This window comes from Spirillospora sp. CA-108201, from assembly GCF_050936235.1.
Lineage (GTDB): Bacteria > Actinomycetota > Actinomycetes > Streptosporangiales > Streptosporangiaceae > Spirillospora.
This window is the reverse complement of the sequence record NZ_JBNJNE010000001.1, coordinates 3,040,726-3,063,804: the sequence shown is the minus strand read 5'-3', so window position 1 is coordinate 3,063,804 and position 23,079 is coordinate 3,040,726. Positions and strand designations below refer to the sequence as shown.

The window sequence follows — 23,079 nt, the reverse complement described above, 5'->3', positions numbered from 1 at the left end:
GGAGGCCGGGGGCGCCGTCCCGCCATGGGGGGAGGCGCCCCGCCTCCGGCGGCCGAACCGACCCCGCCGGAGGGGCCGCATCCCCCCGAGCCGGCCCCTCCGGCGCGGTCTCGCCCCGGGGCCCGCGCGGGGGAGGGCGGTTGGTAGACATGGCCGGATGACCGACCTACTGCCGCTGGACGGGATGCGCGTCATCGAGCTGTCCAGCTTCGTCGCGGCGCCGCTGGGCGGGATGACCCTGGCGCAGCTCGGCGCGGACGTCATCCGCGTGGACCAGATCGGCGGCGGGCCCGACATCGACCGGTGGCCGCTCGCGCCGTCCGGGCGGAGCCTGTACTGGGCCGGGCTGAACAAGGGCAAGCGGTCGGTCGCCGTCGACCTGCGCTCGCCCGAGGGCCGCGAGCTGGTCGCCGCGCTCGCCGCGGACGGCGGCGTCGTGCTGACCAACGCGCCGCCGCGGCCGGGACTGTCCTACGAGGAGCTGAGGGCCGCGCGGCCCGACCTGATCCACGTCCGGCTCCAGGGGACGCGGGAGGGCGGCAACGCCGTCGACTACACGGTGAACGCCGCCATGGGCTTCCCGTCGATCACGGGGCCCGCGGACGTGGAGGCGCCCGTCAACCACGCGCTGCCCGCGTGGGACGTGGCGTGCGGCCTCTACACGGCCGTCGGGCTGCTGGCGGCGGAACGGCACCGGTCGCGCACCGGCGAGGGGCGGCGGATCCAGGTCGCGTTGCAGGACGTCGCCCTGGCCACCGCGGGGAACCTCGGGTACCTCGCGGAGGCGCAGCTCGGGGAGCCCAGGGCGCGCCTGGGCAACCACCTCTTCGGCGACTTCGGGCGCGACTTCGCCACGGCCGACGGGCGGGTCATGGTCGCGATCCTCACCGCCCGGCACTGGCGGGACCTGGTGGAGGCGACCGGCCTCGGCGAGGTGGCCGGGGCCCTGGAACGCGCCTTGGGCGCCGACTTCCGCCGCGCCGGCGACCGCTACGGCCACCGCGAGGCGCTCGGGGGCGTGCTCGCGTCGTGGTTCGCCTCCCGCACCTGCGAGGAGGTCGCGGACGGGCTGGAGCGGACGTCCGTCCTCTGGTCCCGCTACCGCGACTTCGCGGAGGTGGCCGCCGGACTGCCGGACGAGCCGATCATGGCGCCGCTCGACCAGCCGGGCGTGGGCCGGCACCTGGCCCCGGGCTCGCCCGTGCGGCTCGGTGACGCGTCCCCGCCCCCGGTCCCGGCCCCCGCCCTCGGCGAGCACACCGACGAGGTGCTCCGCGACGTCCTCGGCCTGCCGTCCGGGCGCGTCGAGGCCCTGCGCGGCAACGGGACGATCATGGGTCGGTGACGCGCGCCGGCGCGGAGACCCTCACGACGGGCATCGCGAGGCGGCGGCGCCGGTAGGCGACGGCGAGGGCGGCGAGGAGCGGAGCCCAGGCCACGAGAGGGAGGTAGAGGAACCCGACGGCGGTGTGGCCGGCCGGGGTCATGTCGTCCGCGGGCATGCTCCACCAGGCCGCCAGGGGCGTCCACAGCACGGCGAGGACGGCGACGCCCGCCCACGCGGGAATCAGGGCCGCCAGGGGCGGAACGGTCCGGCCGCCGATGAACGGGATCCGGCGCGGGGCCGCCTCGCCCCACGGCCGCACGAGGCCGAGGGCGAGCAGGGCGGCGCCCTCGCTGAGGACGGCGAGAAGGACCAGGTAGGCGGGGCCCCAGAATCCGGGCGGGCAGACGGTCCGGTAGCCCTCCTCGGTGTATCCGAGGGGGAAGCCCAGGGCGAGACCGAGCCGCCAGACGCCGGACGGGAGCGCGAGCAGGGTGATCGCGTGCGCGGCCGGGCGCGCCCAGCGGGGCGCGGGCCGCGTCGCCGGGGGCGTGGGAGGGGCGGGAGGGGAGAGCACGGTCATGTTGATGATCTTCTCCGCCCGGGCGCGGCCCGTCCTCCCTCCGGGGCCCGAACCGGATCCCCCGCAGGGGGGAGAGGGGTGGTTCGTCCCGGTATGAGATTGTTAGGGGGGCGAACTTCGGGAGGGCGCGGTGGCGGGGCGGGGCGGGCGCGGGCTGGTCCCGCTGCTGGCCTTCCTCGGCGTGATGGCCTACTCGCTGTCCATGGCCGTGGTGACGCCCGCGCTGCCGCAGATCCAGCACGGCCTGCACACGACCCCGGCGGGCGCGGCGTGGGCGCTCACGGCGATGACGCTGTCCGCGGCCGTCGCCACGCCGGTGGTCGGACGGCTCGGCGACCTGTACGGGGCGCGCCGGGTGCTGCTCGCCGTGCTCGCCGTCGCCACCGTGGGAACGGTCGTCGCGGCTTTGGCCGGGACGGTGCCGGTCATGCTCGCCGGGCGCGTCCTCGGCGGCGTCGGCGGCGGCGTCTTCCCGCTGGCGTACACGATCATCCGCGACGTCCTGCCGCCCGCCCGGCGGGCCCCCGCCGTCGGTCTCATGTCGTCCATGCTGGGCCTCGGCGGCGCCGTGTCGTGGTGCCTGGCCGGTCCGATCATCGACTTCCTCGGCTGGCGGTGGCTGCTGTGGGTGCCGGTGACCGGCCTGGTGCCCGGCGTCCTGCTCGCCTGGTGGATCGTTCCGGCCGGGTGCCGCGACGCGCCCTCCCGCGCGGCGCGGGTCGACTGGTGGGGCGCCGCCCTCTTCGCCGCCTGGCTGGTGGCCGCGCTCACCGCCCTCACCGAGGGGATGGAGTGGGGCTGGACGTCCCCCGGCGTCCTCGGGCTGCTGGCGTTCGCGCTCGCGGCGGCCGGCGCGTGGCTGTGGGTGGAGGGCCGCGTCTCCGAGCCCCTGGTCGACCTGCGCCTCATGCGGGTGCGAGGGGTGTGGACGGCGAACGCCGCCTCGCTCCTGTCCGGCTACGCGCTGATGGCGGGCGGGCTGCTGTTCCCCCTGCTCGTCCAGCTCCCGAAAGGCACCGGGTACGGATTCGGCGGGACGGCCACGCAGGCGGCGCTGCTCCAGCTCCCCGCCAGCGTCGGCATGACCGTCGCGGGCATGACGGCGGGCCTGCTCGACCGGCGCGTCGGCTCCCGCACGGTGCTGCTCGGCGGCGCGGTGACGACCGGCCTCGGCTACGCGTTCGTGGCGGTCGAGCACGGCGCCATGTGGCACCTCTACGTCGGCGGCCTGGCGCGCGGCGTCGGCCTGGGCTTCGCCTACGCCGCCGTGGCGACCCTGGTGGTCGCCGCCGTCCCGCCCGGGGAGACCGGGGTGGCCACCGGCATCAACACGCTGCTCCGCACGGTCGGCGCGTCGCTCGGGACCCAGGTCAGCGCGGTCGTCGTCGTCGCGGTCCCCGGCGACGGCGGGTTCTCCGCCGGGTTCGGGGTGAGCGCCGCCGTCATGGCGGCCGTCCTGCCGCTGGCCCTGCTCGTCCCGCGCCCGGGGCGGCGGCGCGCACGCGGAACGGGGCCCGGCGCGGTGCCGGACCCCGTCGCGGTCGTGCGGTGAATCTGGTCGTGCGGTGAATCTGGTCGTGCGGTGAATCTGGTCGTGCGGTGAATCAGGTCGTGCGGTGGATCAGGTCGTGCGGTGAATCAGAACGACTCGACGGCGCGGCGCGCCTCCGGGTCGAGGACGCCCCAGCCGATCAGCTCTTCGGTCAGCTCGGTCGGGGACTTGTCATAGATGACCGCGAGTGAACGCAGGTCCTCCTGACGGATGGACAGGACCTTTCCGTTGTAGTCGCCCCGCTGGCTCTGGATCGTCGCGGCGTAGCGGGCGAGAGGACCGGCCTTGTCTTTCGGAAGCTGCTGCAACCGCTCTAGATCGATCACGAGCTTGGGTGTAGGCCCGAGCGGGCTCGGCGCGGCTCCGCCGGGCAGCAACTCGGAAACCGGCACGCCATAGAAATCGGCGAGCTCGGCCAGCTTCTGAACGGTGACGGCGCGGTCGCCCCGCTCGTACGAACCCACGACGACGGCCTTCCAGCGGCCGCGGGACTTCTCCTCCACGCCGTGCAGGGACAGGCCCTGCTGGGTGCGGATGGCGCGCAGGCGCGCGCCGAGAGCCTTTGCGTATTCAGACGGCATGATGCGGCCCCCAGGCTCACTTTCGTCGTCGTCGGACCCCGGTTGTCACCGGGGGGAGACAGATTCGCGAAGCCAGGGGGCCTCAGGACTCTGTCTCCAGGGATGGTTACGGACAGTGACGGTAAAACGGGTACGGCCCCAGGTCAAGCTGATTGGAAAAAAGCGGTCGAATCCGCAGGACTCGATCCGGGCCGTCCGGATCGCGTCCGCCCCGTGCGGGCGGCGGGTGCGGCGGCCCGCCGGCGCGGTCGCGCGCCCCTCCGGGCCGCGTCCGAATGTGACCCCTCTCACCTGCGAAGACGTGGACCGGCCCGGGGTGCGGGGCAGGCGGGGGCGGCTGCTAACGTGTGGGGGACATGACGTCCTTTAAGGCCCGTCCCGTGAGGCGGGGAAGGAGGTTTCGGCGGTGAATGCTGCCTCCAGGCAGGAGCATCGCGTGGCGGACGGTGACCCCCGGCCCAAGGCCGTTCTGGAGGGTCCCGACATCCGGCGCGCGCTGACCCGCATCGCACACGAGATCCTCGAGCGGACCAAGGGCGGCCACGACGTCCTGCTGCTCGGCATCCAGACCCGCGGCGTGACGCTGGCCGAGCGGCTGGCCGGGGCGCTGCGCGAGGTCGAGGGCCGCCCGGTGCCCTGGGGCTCGCTCGACGTGACCATGTACCGGGACGACCTGCGGATGCGGCCCGCCCGCGCGCTCGGCCGCACGGAGCTGCCCGCCGAGGGGATCGACGACCGGGTCGTCGTGCTCGTCGACGACGTGCTGTTCTCCGGCCGGACGGTGCGCGCCGCGCTGGACTCGCTGAACGACCTCGGCCGGCCCCGCGCCGTCCAGCTGGCGGTCCTGGTGGACCGCGGGCACCGGCAGCTGCCGATCCGCGCCGACTACGTGGGCAAGAACCTGCCCACCTCGATGCGCGAGACCGTGAAGGTCCTGCTGGACGAGAACGACGGGCGCGACGCGGTGCTGCTCGGCCCGACGGGGGGTGCCGAATGAACCGCCATCTGATCTCCGCCGCCGACCTCAGCCGCGACGACGCGCTGCTCGTCCTCGACACGGCCGAGGAGCTCGCGCAGATCGCGGGCCGCTCGATCAAGAAGCTGCCGACGCTGCGCGGCCGGACGGTCGTCAACCTGTTCTTCGAGGACTCCACCCGCACCCGCATCTCGTTCGAGGCCGCGGCCAAGCGGCTGTCCGCCGATGTGATCAACTTCTCCGCCAAGGGCTCCAGCGTGTCCAAGGGCGAGAGCCTGAAGGACACCGCGCTCACCCTGGAGGCGATGGGCGCGGACGGCGTCGTCATCCGGCACAACGCCTCCGGGGCGCCGCACCGGCTGGCGGGCTGGGTGCAGGGCAGCGTGGTCAACGCCGGCGACGGCACCCACGAGCACCCCACGCAGGCGCTCCTGGACGCGTTCACGATGCGCAAGCGCCTGGGCGACCTGGAGGGCCGCAAGGTCACGATCGTCGGCGACGTGCTGCACAGCCGCGTGGCACGATCCAACGTCCTGCTGCTGGACACGCTCGGCGCCGACGTCACCGTGGTCGCGCCGCCGACGCTGCTGCCGGTCGCGATCGGCACCTGGCCGTGCTCGGTGTCCTACGACCTGGACGCGGTCATCCCGAAGAGCGACGTGATCATGATGCTGCGGGTCCAGCAGGAGCGCATGAACGCCGCCTACTTCCCGACGGTGCGCGAGTACAGCCGCCGCTACGGGCTGGACGCCGAGCGCATGGGCGAGCTGCCCGACCACGCCATCGTCATGCACCCCGGGCCGATGAACCGCGGCGTCGAGATCGCCGCCGAGGTCGCCGACTCGGTCCGCTCCACGATCGTCGAGCAGGTCGCCAACGGCGTCAGCGCGCGCATGGCCGTCCTCTACCTGCTGCTCGGAGGCTCCGAGCCCGCCATCGGCCAGGAGGTCCCCCAGTGAGCACCGTCATCATCAAGGGCGCCCGGATCCTCGGCGGCGAGACCGCCGACATCCTCGTCCGCGACGGCGTCATCGCCGCGGTCGGGACCGGCCTGGACGAGGCCGGCGCCGAGGTCGTCGACGCAGCCGGGCTGATCGCCCTGCCCGGCCTCGTGGACCTGCACACCCACCTGCGCGAGCCGGGACGCGAGGACGCCGAGACCGTCGAGTCGGGCACGCGGGCCGCCGCGATGGGCGGGTACACGGCCGTGCACGCGATGGCCAACACCGACCCCGTCGCCGACACGGCCGGCGTGGTGGAGCAGGTGTGGCGCCTCGGGCGCGAGGCCGGCCACTGCGACGTGCAGCCGGTCGGGGCGGTCACGCGCGGCATCGCCGGCGAGCAGCTCGCCGAGCTCGGCGCGATGGCCGACTCCGCCGCCGAGGTGCGGGTGTTCTCCGACGACGGGCACTGCGTGTCGGACGCGGTCATCATGCGCCGGGCCCTGGAGTACGTGAAGGCGTTCGACGGCGTCGTCGCCCAGCACGCCCAGGAGCCGCGCCTCACCGAGGGCGCCCAGATGAACGAGGGCGAGATGTCCGCGGCGCTCGGCCTGCGCGGCTGGCCCGCCGTCGCCGAGGAGGCGATCATCGCCCGGGACGTGCTGCTCGCCCAGCACGTCGGGTCGCGGCTGCACGTGTGCCACGTCTCCACGGCCGGGTCGGTGGAGATCATCCGGTGGGCCAAGAGCAAGGGCTGCCCGGTGACCGCCGAGGTCACTCCCCACCACCTGCTGCTGAACGACGCCCGGGCCGGGTCCTACGACCCGATCTTCAAGGTCAACCCCCCGCTGCGCACCGCCGACGACGTCACCGCGCTGCGGCACGCCCTCGCCGACGGGACGATCGACTGCGTCGCCACCGACCACGCCCCGCACCCGGTCGAGGCCAAGGAGACCGAGTGGGCCGTGGCCGCCATGGGCATGATCGGCCTGGAGACGGCGCTGCCGGTCGTCCAGGAGGCCATGGTCGAGACCGGCCTGCTCGACTGGGCCGGGGTCGCCGACCGCATGTCGGTCCGCCCCGCCCGCATCGGCCGCCTTTCCGGACAGGGTCGTCCGCTCGAGGCAGGTTCGCCCGCCAACATCACGCTGTACGACCCGTCGCCGCGCCGCGCCGTGGACCCGTCCGCGATGACCTCCAAGAGCCGCAACACCCCGTTCGCGGGGCTGGAGCTGCCCGGCCGGGTCGTCGCGACGTTCCTGCGCGGCAAGCCGACCGTCCTCGAAGGGAAGCTCCAATGAACCCTGCTCTGCTCGTTCTGGAAGACGGCAGGGTGTTCCGCGGAGTCGGGTACGGCGCCGAGGGCGAGACCTTCGGCGAGATGGTCTTCAACACCGGCATGACCGGCTACCAGGAGACCCTGACCGACCCCTCGTACGCCCGCCAGATCGTGGCGATGACGTCCCCCCACATCGGCAACACCGGCGTCAACGCCGAGGACCCCGAGTCGCGCCGCATCCAGGTGGCCGGCTACGTGGTGCGCGAGCCCGCCCGCGTGGCGTCCAACTGGCGCGCCACGGGATCGCTCGGCTCCGCGCTGCGCGAGGCGGGCGTGGTGGGGATCGCCATGCCCGGCACGCGGGCCCTGACGCGGCACCTGCGCGACCGCGGCGCGATGCGCGCCGGCATCTTCAGCGGCGCCGACGCCGCCCTGGCCGCGGAGGAGGCCCTCGTCGAGCGCGTCCGGCAGAGCCCCTCCATGGAGGGCGCCGACCTGGCGCGCGACGTCACCACCCGGGATCCCTACATCGTCCCGGCGCGGGGCGAGAAGCGCTTCACGGTCGCGGCCGTCGACCTCGGCATCAAGTCGATGACGCCGTACCGCATGTCCGAGCGGGGCTGCGAGGTGCACGTCCTGCCCGCGACCAGCACGGCCGAGGACATCCTCGCCCTCGCCCCCGACGGCGTGTTCTTCTCCAACGGCCCCGGCGACCCGGCCGCCGCGGGCTACGCCGTGGACGCGCTGAAGGGCGTCCTCGGCACCGGGACGCCGTTCTTCGGGATCTGCTTCGGCAACCAGATCTTCGGCCGCGCGCTCGGCCTCGGCACCTACAAGCTGAGGTTCGGCCACCGGGGCATCAACCAGCCCGTCCAGGACCGGACGACCGGCAGGGTCGACGTGTCGGCGCACAACCACGGGTTCGCCGTGGACGCGCCCGCCGACGGCCCGTTCGACACCCCCTACGGGCCCGGCGAGGTCAGCCACGTCAACCTGAACGACGGGTGCGTCGAAGGGCTGAGGCTGCTGGAGCGGCCGGCGTTCAGCGTCCAGTACCACCCGGAGGCCGCGGCCGGCCCGCACGACGCCTCCGGGCTCTTCGACCGTTTCTGCGACCTGATGGAGGCGTCGAAGTAATGCCGCGCCGCGAAGACCTGAACTCCGTCCTGGTCATCGGCTCCGGGCCGATCGTCATCGGGCAGGCGTGCGAGTTCGACTACTCCGGCACCCAGGCGTGCCGGGTGCTCAGGGCCGAGGGGCTGCGGGTCACGCTGGTGAACAGCAACCCGGCCACGATCATGACCGACCCCGAGTTCGCCGACGCGACCTACGTCGAGCCGATCACCCCGGAGGTCGTCGAGAAGATCATCGCCAAGGAGCGGCCGGACGCGCTGCTGCCCACCCTCGGCGGCCAGACGGCCCTCAACACCGCCATCGCGCTCTACGAGGGCGGCGTCCTCGCCAAGTACGGGGTCGAGCTGATCGGCGCCGACGTGGACGCGATCCAGGCCGGCGAGAACCGGGAGCGGTTCAAGGAGGTCGTCGCCAAGGTCGCCCGCGAGCAGGGCCTGAACGCCGAGTCCGCCCGGTCGGTCATCTGCCGCTCGATGCCGGAGTGCCTGGCGGCGGCGGGCGAGCTCGGCTACCCCCTGGTCGTCCGGCCGTCCTTCACGATGGGCGGGCGCGGCTCCGGCTTCGCCCACGACGAGGACGACCTGCGCCGCATCGCCGGGGCCGGGCTGGACGCGTCCCCGACCGGCGAGGTGCTCCTGGAGGAGTCGATCCTCGGCTGGAAGGAGTACGAGCTGGAGGTCATGCGCGACCGCCACGACAACGTGGTGATCGTGTGCTCGATCGAGAACCTCGACCCGATGGGCGTGCACACCGGCGACTCGATCACGGTCGCGCCCGCGCTGACGCTGACCGACCGCGAGTACCAGAACATGCGGGACGTCGCGATCGCGGTGATCCGCGAGGTCGGCGTCGACACCGGCGGCTGCAACATCCAGTTCGCCGTGCACCCCGGCACCGGCCGGATGATCGTCATCGAGATGAACCCGCGGGTCTCGCGGTCCTCGGCCCTGGCCTCCAAGGCCACCGGCTTCCCCATCGCCAAGATCGCGGCGAAGCTGGCCGTCGGGTACACGCTGGACGAGATCCCCAACGACATCACCCGGGAGACGCCCGCCTCGTTCGAGCCGACGCTCGACTACGTCGTGGTGAAGGTGCCCCGGTTCGCGTTCGAGAAGTTCCCCGGCGCCGACGGCACGCTCACCACGCACATGAAGTCGGTGGGCGAGGCCATGGCCATCGGGCGGTGCTTCACCGAGGCGCTGCAGAAGGCCCTGAGGTCCCTCGAACAGAAGGGCACCTCGTTCAGCTGGGCGGGCGAGGCCGACGCCGCCGAACTCGTCGAGTCGGCCCGGCGCCCCCACGACGGGCGGCTCAAGGACGTCCAGCGCGCGCTCTGGGCCGGGGCCGCCATCGAGGAGCTGTACGAGGCGACCGGCATCGATCCCTGGTTCCTGGACCAGATCGCCGCCATCAACGAGGTCGCGGAGGAGATCCGCACCGCCGACGACGCGCTCACCAAGGACAAGCTGCTGCGCGCCAAGCGGCACGGGTTCTCCGACGCGCAGATCGGCGAGCTGCGCAACCTGTCCGAGGAGGTCGTGCGCGAGCTGCGCCACGCCCTCGGCATCCGCCCGGTCTACCTGACCGTGGACACCTGCGCCGCCGAGTTCGCCGCGCAGACCCCCTACCTCTACTCCGCCTACGACGAGGAGACCGAGGTACCGCCGGGCGCGAAGCCGAAGGTCATCATCCTGGGCAGCGGCCCCAACCGCATCGGCCAGGGCGTCGAGTTCGACTACTCCTGCGTCCACGCGTCGTTCACGCTGGCCGAGGCGGGCTACGAGACCGTGATGGTCAACTGCAACCCCGAGACGGTCTCCACCGACTACGACACCTCCGACCGGCTCTACTTCGAGCCGCTCACGCTGGAGGACGTCCTGGAGGCGGTCTACGCGGAGCAGCAGTCCGGCGAGGTCGCGGGCGTCATCGTCCAGCTCGGCGGCCAGACGCCCCTCGGGCTCGCCCAGAAGCTCAAGGACGCCGGCGTGCCGATCGTGGGCACCTCGCCGGAGAGCATCCACCTCGCCGAGGAGCGCGGCGCGTTCGGGCGCGTCCTGCACAGGGCGGGGCTGCTCGCGCCCAAGCACGGCACGGCCGCGTCCTACGAGGAGGCCCGGGAGATCGCCGCCGAGATCGGCTACCCGGTCCTCGTCCGCCCGTCCTACGTGCTGGGCGGGCGCGGCATGGAGATCGTGTACGACGACACCACGCTGGAGTCGTACATGGCCCGCGCCACCGAGGCGAGCCCCGAGCACCCCGTCCTGGTCGACCGCTTCCTGGACGAGGCCATCGAGATCGACGTGGACGCCCTGTTCGACGGCGAGGAGCTCTACCTCGGCGGTGTGATGGAGCACATCGAGGAGGCCGGCATCCACTCCGGCGACTCGGCGTGCGCCCTGCCGCCCATCACGCTGGGGCACGACGACATCCGCCGCATCCGCGAGTCGACGGAGGCGCTCGCGCGCGGCGTCGGCGTGCGCGGGCTGATGAACGTCCAGTACGCGCTCTCCGCGGGTGTCCTGTACGTGCTGGAGGCGAACCCGCGGGCCTCCCGCACGGTGCCGTTCGTCTCCAAGGCGACCGCGGTGCCGCTCGCCAAGGCGGCGGCGCGCGTGATGATGGGCGCGACCATCGCCGAGCTGCGCGCCGAGGGCCTGCTGCCCGAGGCCGGCGACGGCGGGACGCTGCCGCTGGACGCGCCGATCGCGGTGAAGGAGGCCGTGCTCCCGTTCGACCGGTTCCGCAACGAGCGCGGGCAGGGCGTCGACATCGTCCTCGGCCCCGAGATGCGCTCCACCGGCGAGGTCATGGGCATCGACGAGGTCTTCGGCACCGCGTTCGCCAAGTCGCAGCAGGCCGCCTACGGGTCGCTGCCGACCAAGGGGCGCGCGTTCGTCTCCGTGGCGAACCGCGACAAACGGCACATGGTGTTCCCCGTGAAGCGCCTGGCTGACCTGGGCTTTGAGATTCTTGCCACGGAAGGGACCGCGGAGGTCCTGCGCCGCAACGGCGTGCGTGCCAAGATCGTGCGCAAGCACAGCGAGGGTCCGGGCCCGTCCGGCGAGCCCACGATCGTGCGGCGCGTCCTGGACGGCGAGGTCGACCTCATCGTCAACACTCCCTTCGGCAGCCCCGGCCAGTCCGGGCCGCGGCTCGACGGCTACGAGATCCGTACCGCGGCCGTGCTGCGGGGCGTACCGTGCGTGACGACCGTCCAGGGGCTCGCGGCGGCCGTGCAGGGCATCGAGGCCGTCGCCGGCGGCCAGGTCGGCGTCCGCTCCCTCCAGGAGCACGCCGAGCGGCTCAGCGGCGCGCACGGCCGCGGCGCTCCCGGCGAGGACGGCGCGGCGGCCCCGGACGGGGACGGCGCCGTGCCGCCCGGCTGACAGGACCGGGCGGGCCGGGCGGGGAGGACGCCCGCCCGGCCCGCCCGGCGCACGCGATGAGGAGAGGGAGACGGGTGTCCGACACGCCGGTGCAGACCTCGGCGACGGTTCTGACGGTCCGCCAGGTGCAGGAGTACCGCGCGATGACGCTGGTGGCCCCGGCCATCGCCGAACGGTTCAGGCCCGGCCAGTTCGTCGCGCTGGCCGTGGGAGGCGAGCACACGTCCCGCCTGGTGCGCCGATGCTTCGGGGTGCACGAGGTCAAGTCCGACTACGGCGGCACCGTCGAACTGGTGTTCGCCGACACCGAGCCCGGCGCCGCCTGGCTCGCCGGCCGCCGCTCCCGCGACCAGATCGACCTCGTCGGGCCGCTCGGCCGCCCGTTCCGGCTTCCCCGCGACCCCGTCACCTGCCTGCTCGTCGGGGGCGGGCCCGGCGGCGCGGCCGTGTTCGCGCTGGCCGACACGCTGCTGCGGCGCGGCTGCCAGGTGCACTTCGTGCTCGCCGGCGCCTCCGCCCGGCAGGTGTTCGGGTCCCGGATGGCGCAGCGCATCGGCGACAGTTCGGCCGTCGTCACCGAGGACGGGTCGATGGGGGAGAAGGGCGCCGTCCGCGACGTGCTGCCGCGCGTCATCGAGGAGACGGGCGCGGACGTCGTCTACGGCTGCGGCCCGACGGCCCTGCTCCGCTCGCTCACCCAGATCGCCGGCGACTTCGGCCTGCCCTCGCAGGTGTCGGTCGAGGAGTTCCTCCAGCAGACGGGCGCGTGCGGCATCGGCGTGTGCATGACGTGCATGCTCCCCGTCCACGGCGAGGACGGAGTGACCCGCATGGTCCGCGCCTGCGCGGACGGCCCCGTCCTGCGCGGCGACCGCGTCCGCTGGGGCGACCTCGGCACCATCCCGTTCGACGCGCTCGGCGCGCCGCGCGTCCTGAGCGTCTCCGAAGGGGGCTCGCAGTGAGCGACCGGGTCACGACCTCGCTCGGGCCGCTGGAGCTGCCCAACCCCGTCCTGACGGCCTCCGGGTGCGGCGGGACGGGGCGCGAGCTCGCCCAGTTCTTCGACCTCGCCCGCCTCGGCGCGTTCGTCACGACGTCGGTGATGGCGCAGGCGCGCGCGGGACGCCCCACGCCGCGGGTGACCGAGACCCCGAGCGGCCTCCTGACCGCCATGGGCCTGCCCGGCCCCGGCGTGGAGACCTTCCTGGAGCGCGACCTGCCCTGGCTCATCGAGCAGGAGGTCCGCACGATCGTGTCCATCGCGGGCGGCAGCGTCGAGGAGTACGGCGACCTCGCGCGCCGCCTCCGCCACGTCCCGGGAGTCGCCGCGATCGAGGTCAACGTCGCCTGCCCCAACGTCGAGGACCGCGGCCGCATGTTCGGCTGGCATCCGGCCGCCGCCGCGTCCGTCGTGCGGGCCGTGCGCGCGCACGCCCGGCCCGGCGTCCCGGTCTTCGCCAAGCTCGCCCCCGACGTGACCGACATCGTCACCATCGCGCTCGCCTGCGTCGACGCGGGCGCCGACGGCCTCACTCTGATCAACACCATGGAGGGCATGGCGATCGACCCGCAGACGCTGCGTCCGGCCCTCACGGGCGTGTCCGGCGGCCTGTCCGGGCCCGCCGTGCGGCCCGTGGCGGTCCGCTGCGTCTACCAGGTGCACGCCGCGCTGCCCACCACCCCCATCATCGGCGTCGGCGGCATCGCCACCGGCCTGGACGCCCTGGAGTTCATCCTCGCCGGGGCCTGCGCCGTCGCCGTCGGCACCGCCCTTTTCCACGACCCCGCCGCCGGCCCGCGCGTCCTGCGCGAACTGGAGGAGGCGCTCGCGGCCCGCCGCATCGCCCGCCTCGCCGACGCCGTCGGCCTCGCGCACAAGCCCGCCGGGTACGTCCCGCCGCAGGTGCGCCCGCAAGAGCCCGAGAAGGAGAAACTGTGACCGCCCCCATCGCCGTCGCGCTGGACGCACCCGACCTGGAGACGGCCGCGCGCTGGGCCACCCTGGTCACCCCGCACGTCTCCACCGTCAAGGTGGGCCTGGAGCTCTACCTGCGGTACGGGCCGGACGTCGTCGCCAGCGTGCGGGGCGCCAGCCGCGTCCAGGTGTTCCTCGACCTCAAGCTGCACGACATCCCCGCCACCGTCCGCGGCGCGGCCCGCGCCGTGGCGCGCCTCAAGCCGGCCTACCTGACCGTGCACGCGGCCGGGGGGCCGGCGATGATCCGCGAGGCGGTGCAGGCCGTCCCCGCCACCAAGATCGCCGCGGTGACGGTCCTGACGTCCCTCGGGGACGCCGATCTCGCCGCCCTCGGCCTCGCCGGGCCCGCCCCGGACGCCGTCCGCCGGCTCGCCTCCCTCGCCGTCGAGGCGGGCGCTCAGGCCCTCGTGTGCTCCCCGCAGGAGGCCGCCGCCGTCCGCGCCGAGGTCGGCCCGGACATCACGCTCATCACCCCCGGCGTCCGCCCGGCGGGATCCGGCAACCAGGACCAGGCCCGCGTCGCCACCCCCGAGAACGCCCTCGCCGCCGGCGCCGACCTGCTGGTGATCGGCCGTCCCATCACCGCCGCGCCCGACCCCGGCGCCGCCGCGGCCGCGATCGCCGCCGCGCTGCGCCGCACGTCCGCCGGCACGGCCTGAGCGCGGGCCGGGAGGCGCGCGGCCGACCGCGCGGGGACATGCTCGGCGCGCCATTGGCGCGCGGGCGCGCAGAACCGCTTTGTGGGGTGTGAGTTTTGTTGCACGCGCGATCACGATTGTGGTTTTAGTCGCATGCGAATGCGGGGACGCAGTCGCCTCAATGCGATACGCGCCGAACGGCGAACTCGTTCACGCGGAGGGGGCGATTTCGGACCGGGGGAGTCTCCGGTGTGACGGCGGTGTCTCCGCGTCCATGGGGTGCCCTGGCGGCGGGCTGGGGGGAGCAGGTGCGGTGCGAACGTCCTCCGGGCCGAGCGAACGATCTTGGCGGGTGTGTTGTCGAGGATGACAGTAACGGTGCCGGGACGACGTGCGGAACGGCGTGGGGTGACGAGTGTCACTCGGTCGGGATCATTTGTGGGAGGCCCCGCCGCGGCGGGCCGGCGGGGCCCCGGGAGGCGGTGGCGGGACCGTGGCGGCCGGGTCGCCCAGGGGCGCGAAGTGCAGCGGTGAGGCGGTGCCGGGTGCCGCTTATGTGGTCAGAACGGGCGGATTTTCACGATCATGCGAAAGCCCCAGCAAGGCAAGGGGATGCGGCGCGGAGGGGGCCGAGTTGGGTACACTCTGTATTCAGGACACTCCGAGGAGTGATTTTCGTGAATTTGTGGCGGGCTAAACGGCACTTCACGTTGCCTTATGGGTGGTGAACTCGCTAGTTTCCCAACCCGTCCGACTCCGTCGAGTGGAAACCTGAGGTGACCCGGCGTGGCTCTTCCGCCCCTAACCCCCGAACAGCGCGCCGCAGCCCTGGAGAAGGCTGCCAAGGCGCGCAAGGAGCGGGCCGAGGTTAAGAACAAGCTGAAGCACGGGGGAACCTCGCTCGCCGAGGTTCTCAAAGAGGGTCAGGCCGACGACGTCATCGGAAAGATGAAGGTGTCGGCCCTCCTGGAATCGCTGCCCGGTGTGGGCAAGGTCCGTGCGAAGCAGATCATGGAGCGCCTGGGCATCGCCGAGTCCCGCCGTGTGCGGGGCCTCGGCGCCAACCAGCGCGCATCCCTGGAGCGTGAGTTCGGCGGAAGTGCGAACCGCTGACGCGCGACTCACGGGCGGGCGCGGCGGTCAGACCGCCGCGGCCGGCTCGGGGCGACCCGGGAACGGCACCATCTCGCCCGGCTCCGGCGCACCCATCGCTGCGCCGGAGGGCTCCACGCCGCATGGCCCGCTCGCGCGGCGGCTGACGGTCCTGTCCGGGCCGTCGGGCGTCGGCAAGAGCACGGTCGTCGCCGAGATCCGGCGCTCACACCCCCGGGTGTGGCTGTCGGTCTCGGTGACCACCCGGGCTCCCCGCCCGGGTGAGACCGACGGCGTGCAGTACTTCTTCGTCGACGACGCCGGTTTCGACCGGCTCGTCGCCGAGGGGCAGCTCCTCGAATGGGCCGAGTTCGCGGGGAACCGCTACGGCACCCCCCGCCGGCCCGTCGAGGAACGCCTCGCCCGCGGCGAGCCCGTGCTCCTGGAGATCGACCTCCAGGGCGCCCGGCAGGTCCGCCGGTCCATGTCCGAGGCGCGCCTGGTGTTCCTCGCTCCGCCCAGCTGGGAGGAGCTCGTCCGCCGCCTCACCGGGCGCGGCACCGAGCCCCCCGAGGTCATCGAGCGCCGCCTCGACGCGGCCCGCGTCGAACTCGCCGCCGAGAAGGAGTTCGACGTCACTCTCGTCAACACGTCCGTGCAGGACGTGTGCGACGAGCTGCTAGCCTTGATGGCTGACCAGTAGCCTGTTCAACCTACGGAAGGCCACCGAGTGGCAGTCAGCAGCGAGGGCATCACCAACCCCTCGATCGACGAGCTCCTTGAGGTCGTCGACACCAAGTACGGCCTCGTGAGCATCGCGGCCAAGCGCGCCCGGCAGATCAACGCCTACTACGCCCAGCTGGGCGAGGGCCTGCTGGAGTACGTCGGCCCGCTCGTCGAGACGCAGGTCCAGGAGAAGCCGCTGTCGATCGCGCTCCGCGAGACGCGCGAGGGCCTCCTGAACGCCGAGCCCATCGAGGGCTGAGCCCGTCGAGGGCGGGCCGAGACCAAACCCCGGGAGGAGAGCGGGCGGCGCGTGATGGGATCGTGGGCCACATGACCTCCCCCAAGCCGCGCGTCGTGCTCGGAGTGAGCGCCGGGATCGCCGCGTACAAGGCGTGCGAGCTGCTCCGGCGGCTCACCGAGTCGGGTCACGACGTCACCGTCGTGCCGACCTCCGACGCGCTCCGCTTCGTCGGAGAGCCCACCTGGGCCGCCCTGTCCGGCAAGCCGGTGTCCCCGCGGGTCTGGGACGGCGTCGCCGAGGTCCCGCACGTCCGGCTCGGCCAGCAGGCCGACCTGGTGTTCGTCGCCCCGGCCACCGCCGACCTGCTCGCCAAGGCGGCTCACGGCCTCGCCGACGACCTGCTGACCAACACCCTGCTCACCGCGCGCTGCCCCGTCGTGTTCGCGCCCGCGATGCACACCGAGATGTGGCAGCACCCGGCCACGCGGGCCAACGTGGCGACCCTTCGGGAGCGCGGCGCCGTCGTCGTCGAGCCCGCGTCCGGTCGCCTCACCGGCAGGGACACCGGGCCCGGCCGGCTGCCCGACCCCGCCGAGCTGTTCGAGGTCGCCCGGCACGTCCTGGCCCGCGGCGCCGGCGGGCGCGACCTCGCCGGACGGCACGTGGTGGTCTCCGCCGGGGGCACCCGGGAGGCCATCGACCCCGTCCGCTTCATCGGCAACCGCTCGTCCGGCCTTCAGGGCTACGCCCTCGCCCGGACGGCCGCCGCCCGCGGCGCCCGGGTGACGCTCGTCTCGGCGAACGTCGCCCTGCCCGACCCGGCGGGCGCCGAGACCGTCGCCGTCGGCTCGGCCGAGGAGATGCGCAAGGCCGTCGTGGAGGCCGCCGGATCGGCCGACGCGGTCGTCATGGCCGCCGCCGTCGCCGACTTCCGCCCGGCCGGCTACCGCGACTCCAAGATCAAGAAGACCGAGGGGGCCGAGCCCGAGCCGATCCGGCTCGTCAAGAACCCCGACATCCTGGCCGAGCTGGGCCGGATCCGGCGGCCCGGCCAGGTGGTGGTGGGGTTCGCCGCCGAGACCGACGACGTGCTCGCCAACGGCCGGGCCAAGCTCGCCCGCAAGGGCAGCGACCTCCTCGTCGTCAACGAGGTGGGCGAGAACCTGACCTTCGGCCGCCCCGACAACGCCGCGGTCATCCTCGGCGCCGACGGGTCGCGGACCGAGGTGCCGCGCGGCGCCAAGGAGGCGCTCGCCGAGGTCGTCTGGGACCTCGTCGCCGCGAGGCTGGAGCGCACGCCGTCCGACGGACGTCGAGGTGACGGCCTCTGATCCCGCTACACTTCTGGCCCTAACATCGTGGGGAACCCATGGCGGGGGGCGGCGTCCCTCGCCGAACTCGACAAAGAATCCGTTCTGCGACGTCAGTCAGCAGCCGCTGCAAGGAGTTCACGTACGTGTCTCGCCGCCTGTTCACCTCCGAGTCGGTGACCGAGGGTCACCCGGACAAGATCGCGGACCAGATCAGCGACGCGATCCTCGACTCGATGCTCAAGGACGACCCGAAGAGCCGGGTCGCCGTCGAGACGATGATCACGACGGGTCAGGTGCATGTGGCCGGTGAGGTCACCACCGAGACCTATGTGGACATCCCGGGCGTGATCCGGGAGAAGATCCTGGAGATCGGCTACGACTCGTCCAAGAAGGGCTTCGACGGCCACTCCTGCGGCGTGTCGGTGTCCATCGGCGCGCAGTCGCCCGACATCGCGCAGGGCGTGGACGACGCCTACGAGACCCGCGAGGGCGAGGGCGTCGACGACCTGGACCGGCAGGGCGCCGGCGACCAGGGCCTGATGTTCGGCTACGCCACCAACGAGACGCCCGAGCTGATGCCGCTGCCGATCACGCTGGCGCACCGGCTCGCCCGGCGGCTGTCGGCGGTCCGCAAGAGCGGCGACGTGCCGTACCTGCGCCCCGACGGCAAGACCCAGGTCACCATCGAGTACGACGGCGACCGCGGCGTCCGCCTCGACACCGTCGTGGTGTCCAGCCAGCACGCTCCCGACATCGACCTGAAGGAGCTGCTCGCCCCGGACGTCAAGGAGCACGTGGTCGACCCGGTGCTCGCCGAGTTCGAGCTCGACACCGAGAACTACCGGCTGCTGGTGAACCCCACCGGCCGCTTCGAGATCGGCGGCCCGATGGGCGACGCCGGCCTCACCGGCCGCAAGATCATCGTGGACACCTACGGCGGCATGGCCCGGCACGGCGGCGGCGCCTTCTCCGGCAAGGACCCGTCCAAGGTCGACCGCTCCGCCGCGTACGCGATGCGCTGGGTCGCCAAGAACATCGTCGCCGCGCAGCTCGCCGACCGCGCCGAGGTGCAGGTCGCCTACGCGATCGGCAAGGCCCACCCGGTCGGGGTGTTCGTGGAGACGTTCGGCACCGAGAAGGTCGCCCCCGAGAAGATCGAGCAGGCGATCCGGGACGTCTTCGACCTGCGCCCGGCCGCGATCGTCCGCGACCTGGACCTGCTCCGCCCGATCTACCAGCAGACGGCGGCCTACGGCCACTTCGGCCGCGAGGAGCCCGACTTCTCCTGGGAGTCGACCGACCGCGCCAAGGACCTGGCCTCCGCCGCCGGCCTGTAACCGGTCCTCCACGAAGAAGGGCCCCGGGGATGCCTCGGGGCCCTTCTTCACGCCCGCGGACGGCCCGCGCGCCGGTGGGAGGCTCAGGGGGCGCAGTGGTTGCCGCGGTGGAGGCCGTAGCGGGCGGCGATGGTGTAGCGGCCGGGAGTACGCGCCTCCAGCCGGACGAACTCGCCCGCCCGCGCCAGGCAGGCGTTCCCGCCCGTCGCGCTCAGCCAGGGCGACCAGGAGACGCGCACCAGGGCGGACCCGGCCGAGGGCATGTCGACGACGAGCTTGCCGGAGTTCAGGTCCCTGACGAACGCGGGCGGGTCGGCCAGCGGCGTGGGACTCGCCACGCGGAACAGCCGCCAGTGCTCGTCCCGCCAGATCTCCGTCAGGTACGGCTGGCCCCCTTCGACGAGGCCGGCCTCCTCCTGCGCCGACCAGTCGACCTCCTGCTCGGGCAGGACCACGTACTGGACGGCCCACTTGTGCAGCCAGTCGCGGTACGAGGCGGGCGTCAGCGCGCCCTTCTCGTAGAACAGCCCGTGGCGTTCGGCGTCGACCTGGCGGTTCCAGCCGCGGGCGAGGGCGAAGTGGCGGCTGAGGCCGGAGGACTCCCAGTGGGAGCGCAGCGGGACGACCTCGATGCGCGCGTCGCCGGCGCCGACGGCGTTCAGCTCGGAGATGAGGCCGCGGGCGTGGTCGGCGGCGGTGGCGGCGGGCTCGGTGTGGATGAGGTCGTCGACCGGCTTCACGACCTGCCACGAGGCCGTCACGATGAACGCCAGCGACAGCACGGCGATCCGGAGCCGCCCGTGCGCGCGCGCGACGGCCGACAGCAGGAACACGCCGCCGAACAGCAGCGAGAGGCGCTCGACGTTGCTGCCGATGGGGGAGGGGACCAGCCAGGCCAGCAGGATCCCGGCCAGGTAGACGCCGGCGCCGGTCCGGACGAACCGCCAGCTCTTCGGCGCGCAGAACAGGATCGCGGCGACGCTGGTGACGGAGGGCAGCACGATCGCGTCGAGGGAGATCGGCTGGACGCCGCTGAAGGGGAAGAGCAGGCTGGTCGTGCCGACCACGACGGGCAGGCCCACGGCGACGCAGACGCCGGCGCGGCGGCGTCCGGTCAGGAAGAGCGCGGCGGCCAGCACCAGCAGGAACAGGCCCGCGACGGGGCTGGCGAGCGAGGCCAGCACGCCCAGGACGACCATCGCCGCGGCGCGCACGGCGGGCGTCCCGCGCGGGGTGAACGCCACGATGGTCGCCATGAGCGCGAACATCAGCCCGAGGCCGAACGTGACGCGGCCGGAGGCGGCGTTGCAGGAGAGCGCGAAGGCGGCCCAGAGCGAGGCGGGCAGCGCGACCGGGGCCCTGAACTGCTTGAGCAGGTACGCGGTGAGCGTGGCGCAGAACGTGCCCGTGATGACGGCGACCGCGCGGATGCCGAACAGCGCCATGAGGTACGGCGACACGAGGCTGTAGGAGGCGGGGTGCATCCCGCCGTACCAGGCGAAGCTGTAGGCCGCGCCGGGGTGCTTCCAGGCGAAGTCCGTCCACGCGGCCTGCGCCGCGAGGTCGCCGCCCTCGGTCGCGAGGAACAGGCCCCACACCAGGTGCAGGACGGCGGCGGTCAGCGTGGCGGCGACCACGGGGTGGCGGGCCCACTTCTTCCACCTGAAGGCGGCCGAGGGGCTTGGGGAACGGCGTGACGCCCCAGTGCTGGCCGGGGAGTCCGTCCGCTCATGGGCATGAGCTGTGGTCACATCGCCTGCAAGGCTCGTCGGACGGCGAGGGTGCGGACGGGCGTCGGGCAATGGGCCGGAGGACGCGCACCCGTTCAAACGCACCAACCCTAGCGTGCGCGTTCGGCTGTCGGATCGATCTGGTAGGACGGGGACGTGACGAAGGACGGCGGGGGAACGGACCTGATCCCGGGGCTTGACGCCCTCCCGGACGCGGCCGTCGCCAAGCCGAGCAGGCCCGGCAGACCCGCCAAGTCGGGGAAGAAGGGGGCGCGGCGCCCGGCCGCGGAGCTGCCCGTCGCGCGGATCGCGGTCGACATGTCGCTTCCGCACCTGGACCGCCCCTTCGACTACCTGGTCCCCGCCGAGCTGGACGCCAAGGCGGTCCCCGGCTGCCGCGTGCGGGTGCGCTTCGCGGGCCAGCTCGTCGACGGCTTCCTCCTGGAGCGGGTCGCCGAGAGCGGTCACGGCGGCAAGCTGCTGTTCCTGGAGAGGGTGACCTCGTCCGAGCCCGTCCTGACCCCGGAGATCGTCGCGCTGGTGCGGGAGGTCGCCGACCGCTACGCGGGCACGTTCGCGGACGTCCTGCGGCTCGCCGTCCCTCCCCGGCACGCCCGCGTCGAGGCCGAGCCCGTCGAGGAGAACGCGCCCGCCCTGCCCGAGGCGCCCGACGCCGGCACGTGGCGGGAGTACCCGGCGGGGGAGTCGTTCCTGAGCGCGCTGGCCGACGGGAGGGCGCCGCGGGCCGTGTGGACCGCGCTGCCCGCCCTCGACTGGACCGCGGCCATCGCGCGCGCGGTCGCCGCCACGCTGAGCGGCGGGCGCGGAGCGCTCGTCGTCGTCGCCGACGGGCGCGACGCGGCGCGCGTCGACGCGGCGCTTGAGGCGGAGCTGGGCGAGGGCCTGCACGTCGCCCTGACGGCGGAGCTGGGCCCGGCGGAGCGCTACCGGAGATGGCTCGCCGTCCTGCGCGGCAAGGCGCGGGCGGTCGTCGGCACCCGCGCGACCATGTTCGCGCCCGTGGCCGACCTGGGGCTGGTCGTGCTGTGGGACGACGGCGACGACGTCCACGCCGAGCCGCACGCGCCGTATCCGCATCCCCGCGACGTGCTCGCTCTGCGCGCGCACCGGTCGGGGGCCGGCGCGCTGATCGGCGGGTTCACCCGCACCACCGACGCGACGCAACTCGTGGAGACCGGCTGGGCCCACACCCTCGCCGCCGACAGGAACCGCGTCCGGGCGTGGATGCCGCGCGTCCGCTACGTGGGGGAGGACGCGCAGCTCGCCCGGGACGCCGCCGCCCGCACCGCGCGCCTGCCGAACATCGCGTTCGAGGCCGCCCGGCAGGCGCTGGAAAGCGGGCCCGTCCTCGTCCAGGTGCCGAGACGCGGGTACGTCCCCGGCATCGCCTGCGGGAGGTGCCGCACGCCGGCGCGCTGCCAGACCTGCCAGGGGCCGCTGGCCCTCGCCTCGTCGCACGCGGCCCCGTACTGCGCCTGGTGCGGTCACATCGCGGGCGACTGGCACTGCCCCGAATGCGGCTTCTTCCAGGTGCGCGCCGTCGTGGTGGGCGCCAAACGCACGGCGGAGGAGCTCGGCCGCGCGTTCCCCGGCGTGCCCGTGCGCACCTCAGGGCGCGAGGCCGTCCTCGACCGGGTCGGCCCGGAACGCGCCCTCGTGGTGTCGACGCCGGGGGCCGAGCCTCCGGCTGAGAACGGGTATCCGGCCGCGCTCCTGCTGGACGGCTGGGTCCTTCTCGGACGGCCTGACCTGCGCGCCGGTGAAGAGACGCTGAGGCGCTGGATGAACGCGGCGTCGCTCGTCCGCCCGCAGGGCCCGGTGATCGTGGCGGCCGAGGGGGCGCTGCCGGAGGTCCAGGCCCTCGTCCGCTGGGATCCGGTCACGTATGCGGAGCGGGAACTGGCCGAGCGCAGGGAAGTGGGCTTCCCGCCCGCCGCGCGCATGGCGTCGCTGACCGCGTCCCCGGCCGCCATAAGGGAGCTTCTGGCCGACACCCGGATGCCCGATGGGGCGGAGGTCCTCGGCCCCGTCCCCGTCCCGCAGCAGGGCACGGACCCCCAAGACAAGGAACGCGCGCTGATACGCGTTCCCCGCGCCGCGGGGAACGCTCTGGCCCGTGGCCTGAAGGAAGCCCAGGGCGTCCGCAGCGCACGCAAGGCGACGGAGACCGTACGGGTCCAGATCGACCCCCTGGAACTGATCTGACCCGCAAGCGGCAGCGGGGGAGTCGGGTGAGCAATAGGGTTC

The 23,079-nt window shown here is 73.6% G+C and carries 19 protein-coding genes; 16 read left to right on the top strand and 3 right to left on the bottom strand.

Annotation, left to right across the window (positions count from 1 at the left end; translation table 11 throughout):
* The first annotated feature begins 157 nt into the window (after window positions 1-157).
* Window positions 158-1,345 carry a CoA transferase gene (locus ACQEU6_RS14910; RefSeq protein ID WP_499332405.1) on the top strand — a complete coding sequence of 396 codons (1,188 nt, stop codon included), beginning with the start codon at window positions 158-160 and terminating at the stop codon, window positions 1,343-1,345.
* On the opposite strand, the gene ACQEU6_RS14905 is transcribed toward ACQEU6_RS14910, so the two are convergent.
* Window positions 1,332-1,907: a hypothetical protein gene (locus ACQEU6_RS14905; protein ID WP_499332404.1), complete on the bottom strand. Its 576-nt coding sequence runs from the start codon at window positions 1,905-1,907 to the stop codon at window positions 1,332-1,334. The genes ACQEU6_RS14910 and ACQEU6_RS14905 overlap by 14 nt on opposite strands.
* Window positions 1,908-2,037: 130 nt before the next feature.
* Between ACQEU6_RS14905 and ACQEU6_RS14900 the strand changes: the two genes are divergently transcribed.
* Window positions 2,038-3,459, top strand: a complete 1,422-nt coding sequence (locus tag ACQEU6_RS14900; protein ID WP_499332402.1) for an MFS transporter — start codon at window positions 2,038-2,040, stop codon at window positions 3,457-3,459.
* An 86-nt stretch (window positions 3,460-3,545) separates the two neighbouring features.
* Here the strand turns inward: ACQEU6_RS14900 and bldD are convergent, their stop codons facing one another.
* Entirely contained in the window at window positions 3,546-4,040 is a 495-nt protein-coding gene (bldD, locus tag ACQEU6_RS14895; RefSeq protein WP_021597992.1) for a transcriptional regulator BldD, read from the bottom strand.
* Between the two features lie 436 nt (window positions 4,041-4,476).
* On the opposite strand from bldD, the gene pyrR reads away from it, so the two are divergent.
* The 13 genes from pyrR to metK all read left to right on the top strand — a co-directional run bounded on the left by pyrR (window position 4,477) and on the right by metK (window position 19,081).
* Complete coding sequence (pyrR, locus tag ACQEU6_RS14890; RefSeq protein WP_141577110.1) at window positions 4,477-5,037, top strand: bifunctional pyr operon transcriptional regulator/uracil phosphoribosyltransferase PyrR; 561 nt, start codon at window positions 4,477-4,479, stop codon at window positions 5,035-5,037.
* The gene (locus tag ACQEU6_RS14885; RefSeq protein WP_499332399.1) at window positions 5,034-5,975 is read left to right on the top strand and encodes an aspartate carbamoyltransferase catalytic subunit; all 942 of its coding nucleotides are present in this window, start codon (window positions 5,034-5,036) and stop codon (window positions 5,973-5,975) included. The genes pyrR and ACQEU6_RS14885 overlap by 4 nt, the downstream gene beginning before the upstream one ends.
* Window positions 5,972-7,258, top strand: coding sequence for a dihydroorotase (locus ACQEU6_RS14880; protein ID WP_499332397.1), 1,287 nt, complete (start codon window positions 5,972-5,974; stop codon window positions 7,256-7,258). Before ACQEU6_RS14885 ends, ACQEU6_RS14880 begins: the two co-directional genes overlap by 4 nt.
* On the top strand, window positions 7,255-8,373 hold the full coding sequence (gene carA / locus ACQEU6_RS14875; RefSeq protein ID WP_499332395.1) for a glutamine-hydrolyzing carbamoyl-phosphate synthase small subunit: 1,119 nt from the start codon (window positions 7,255-7,257) through the stop codon (window positions 8,371-8,373). The genes ACQEU6_RS14880 and carA overlap by 4 nt, the downstream gene beginning before the upstream one ends.
* Complete coding sequence (carB, locus tag ACQEU6_RS14870; RefSeq protein ID WP_499332393.1) at window positions 8,373-11,756, top strand: carbamoyl-phosphate synthase large subunit; 3,384 nt, start codon at window positions 8,373-8,375, stop codon at window positions 11,754-11,756. Before carA ends, carB begins: the two co-directional genes overlap by 1 nt.
* A 74-nt stretch (window positions 11,757-11,830) precedes the next feature.
* Window positions 11,831-12,718 (top strand): iron-sulfur cluster-binding protein, encoded by an 888-nt coding sequence (locus ACQEU6_RS14865; protein ID WP_499332391.1) that lies wholly within the window; start codon window positions 11,831-11,833, stop codon window positions 12,716-12,718.
* Window positions 12,715-13,695, top strand: coding sequence for a dihydroorotate dehydrogenase (locus ACQEU6_RS14860; RefSeq protein ID WP_499332389.1), 981 nt, complete (start codon window positions 12,715-12,717; stop codon window positions 13,693-13,695). The genes ACQEU6_RS14865 and ACQEU6_RS14860 overlap by 4 nt, the downstream gene beginning before the upstream one ends.
* The gene (pyrF, locus tag ACQEU6_RS14855) at window positions 13,692-14,393 is read left to right on the top strand and encodes an orotidine-5'-phosphate decarboxylase (protein ID WP_499332387.1); all 702 of its coding nucleotides are present in this window, start codon (window positions 13,692-13,694) and stop codon (window positions 14,391-14,393) included. The genes ACQEU6_RS14860 and pyrF overlap by 4 nt, the downstream gene beginning before the upstream one ends.
* A 765-nt stretch (window positions 14,394-15,158) precedes the next feature.
* The gene (mihF, locus tag ACQEU6_RS14850) at window positions 15,159-15,485 is read left to right on the top strand and encodes an integration host factor, actinobacterial type (RefSeq protein ID WP_067463056.1); all 327 of its coding nucleotides are present in this window, start codon (window positions 15,159-15,161) and stop codon (window positions 15,483-15,485) included.
* A gap of 94 nt (window positions 15,486-15,579) precedes the next feature.
* Window positions 15,580-16,167 (top strand): guanylate kinase, encoded by a 588-nt coding sequence (gene gmk / locus ACQEU6_RS14845; RefSeq protein ID WP_499340197.1) that lies wholly within the window; start codon window positions 15,580-15,582, stop codon window positions 16,165-16,167.
* A 27-nt stretch (window positions 16,168-16,194) separates the two neighbouring features.
* Window positions 16,195-16,449 (top strand): DNA-directed RNA polymerase subunit omega, encoded by a 255-nt coding sequence (gene rpoZ / locus ACQEU6_RS14840; protein ID WP_121435004.1) that lies wholly within the window; start codon window positions 16,195-16,197, stop codon window positions 16,447-16,449.
* A gap of 71 nt (window positions 16,450-16,520) precedes the next feature.
* Window positions 16,521-17,762, top strand: a complete 1,242-nt coding sequence (gene coaBC / locus ACQEU6_RS14835) for a bifunctional phosphopantothenoylcysteine decarboxylase/phosphopantothenate--cysteine ligase CoaBC (protein ID WP_499332385.1) — start codon at window positions 16,521-16,523, stop codon at window positions 17,760-17,762.
* Between the two features lie 125 nt (window positions 17,763-17,887).
* Window positions 17,888-19,081 (top strand): methionine adenosyltransferase, encoded by a 1,194-nt coding sequence (metK, locus tag ACQEU6_RS14830; protein WP_499332382.1) that lies wholly within the window; start codon window positions 17,888-17,890, stop codon window positions 19,079-19,081.
* Between the two features lie 83 nt (window positions 19,082-19,164).
* On the opposite strand, the gene ACQEU6_RS14825 is transcribed toward metK, so the two are convergent.
* Window positions 19,165-20,718: a DUF8823 domain-containing protein gene (locus ACQEU6_RS14825; RefSeq protein ID WP_499332380.1), complete on the bottom strand. Its 1,554-nt coding sequence runs from the start codon at window positions 20,716-20,718 to the stop codon at window positions 19,165-19,167.
* 249 nt (window positions 20,719-20,967) lie between these two features.
* Here ACQEU6_RS14825 and ACQEU6_RS14820 point away from each other — a divergent pair, with 249 nt between their 5' ends.
* Entirely contained in the window at window positions 20,968-23,037 is a 2,070-nt protein-coding gene (locus ACQEU6_RS14820) for a primosomal protein N' (protein ID WP_499332377.1), read from the top strand.
* Window positions 23,038-23,079: the final 42 nt, after the last annotated feature.

Coding starts and splice junctions, on each gene's coding strand:
- ACQEU6_RS14910 (WP_499332405.1), top strand. CDS start 158: ATGACCGACCTACTGCCGCTGGACGGGATGCGCGTCATCGAGCTGTCC.
- ACQEU6_RS14905 (WP_499332404.1), bottom strand. CDS start 1,907: ATGACCGTGCTCTCCCCTCCCGCCCCTCCCACGCCCCCGGCGACGCGG.
- bldD (WP_021597992.1), bottom strand. CDS start 4,040: ATGCCGTCTGAATACGCAAAGGCTCTCGGCGCGCGCCTGCGCGCCATC.
- ACQEU6_RS14885 (WP_499332399.1), top strand. CDS start 5,034: ATGAACCGCCATCTGATCTCCGCCGCCGACCTCAGCCGCGACGACGCG.
- carA (WP_499332395.1), top strand. CDS start 7,255: ATGAACCCTGCTCTGCTCGTTCTGGAAGACGGCAGGGTGTTCCGCGGA.
- carB (WP_499332393.1), top strand. CDS start 8,373: ATGCCGCGCCGCGAAGACCTGAACTCCGTCCTGGTCATCGGCTCCGGG.
- coaBC (WP_499332385.1), top strand. CDS start 16,521: ATGACCTCCCCCAAGCCGCGCGTCGTGCTCGGAGTGAGCGCCGGGATC.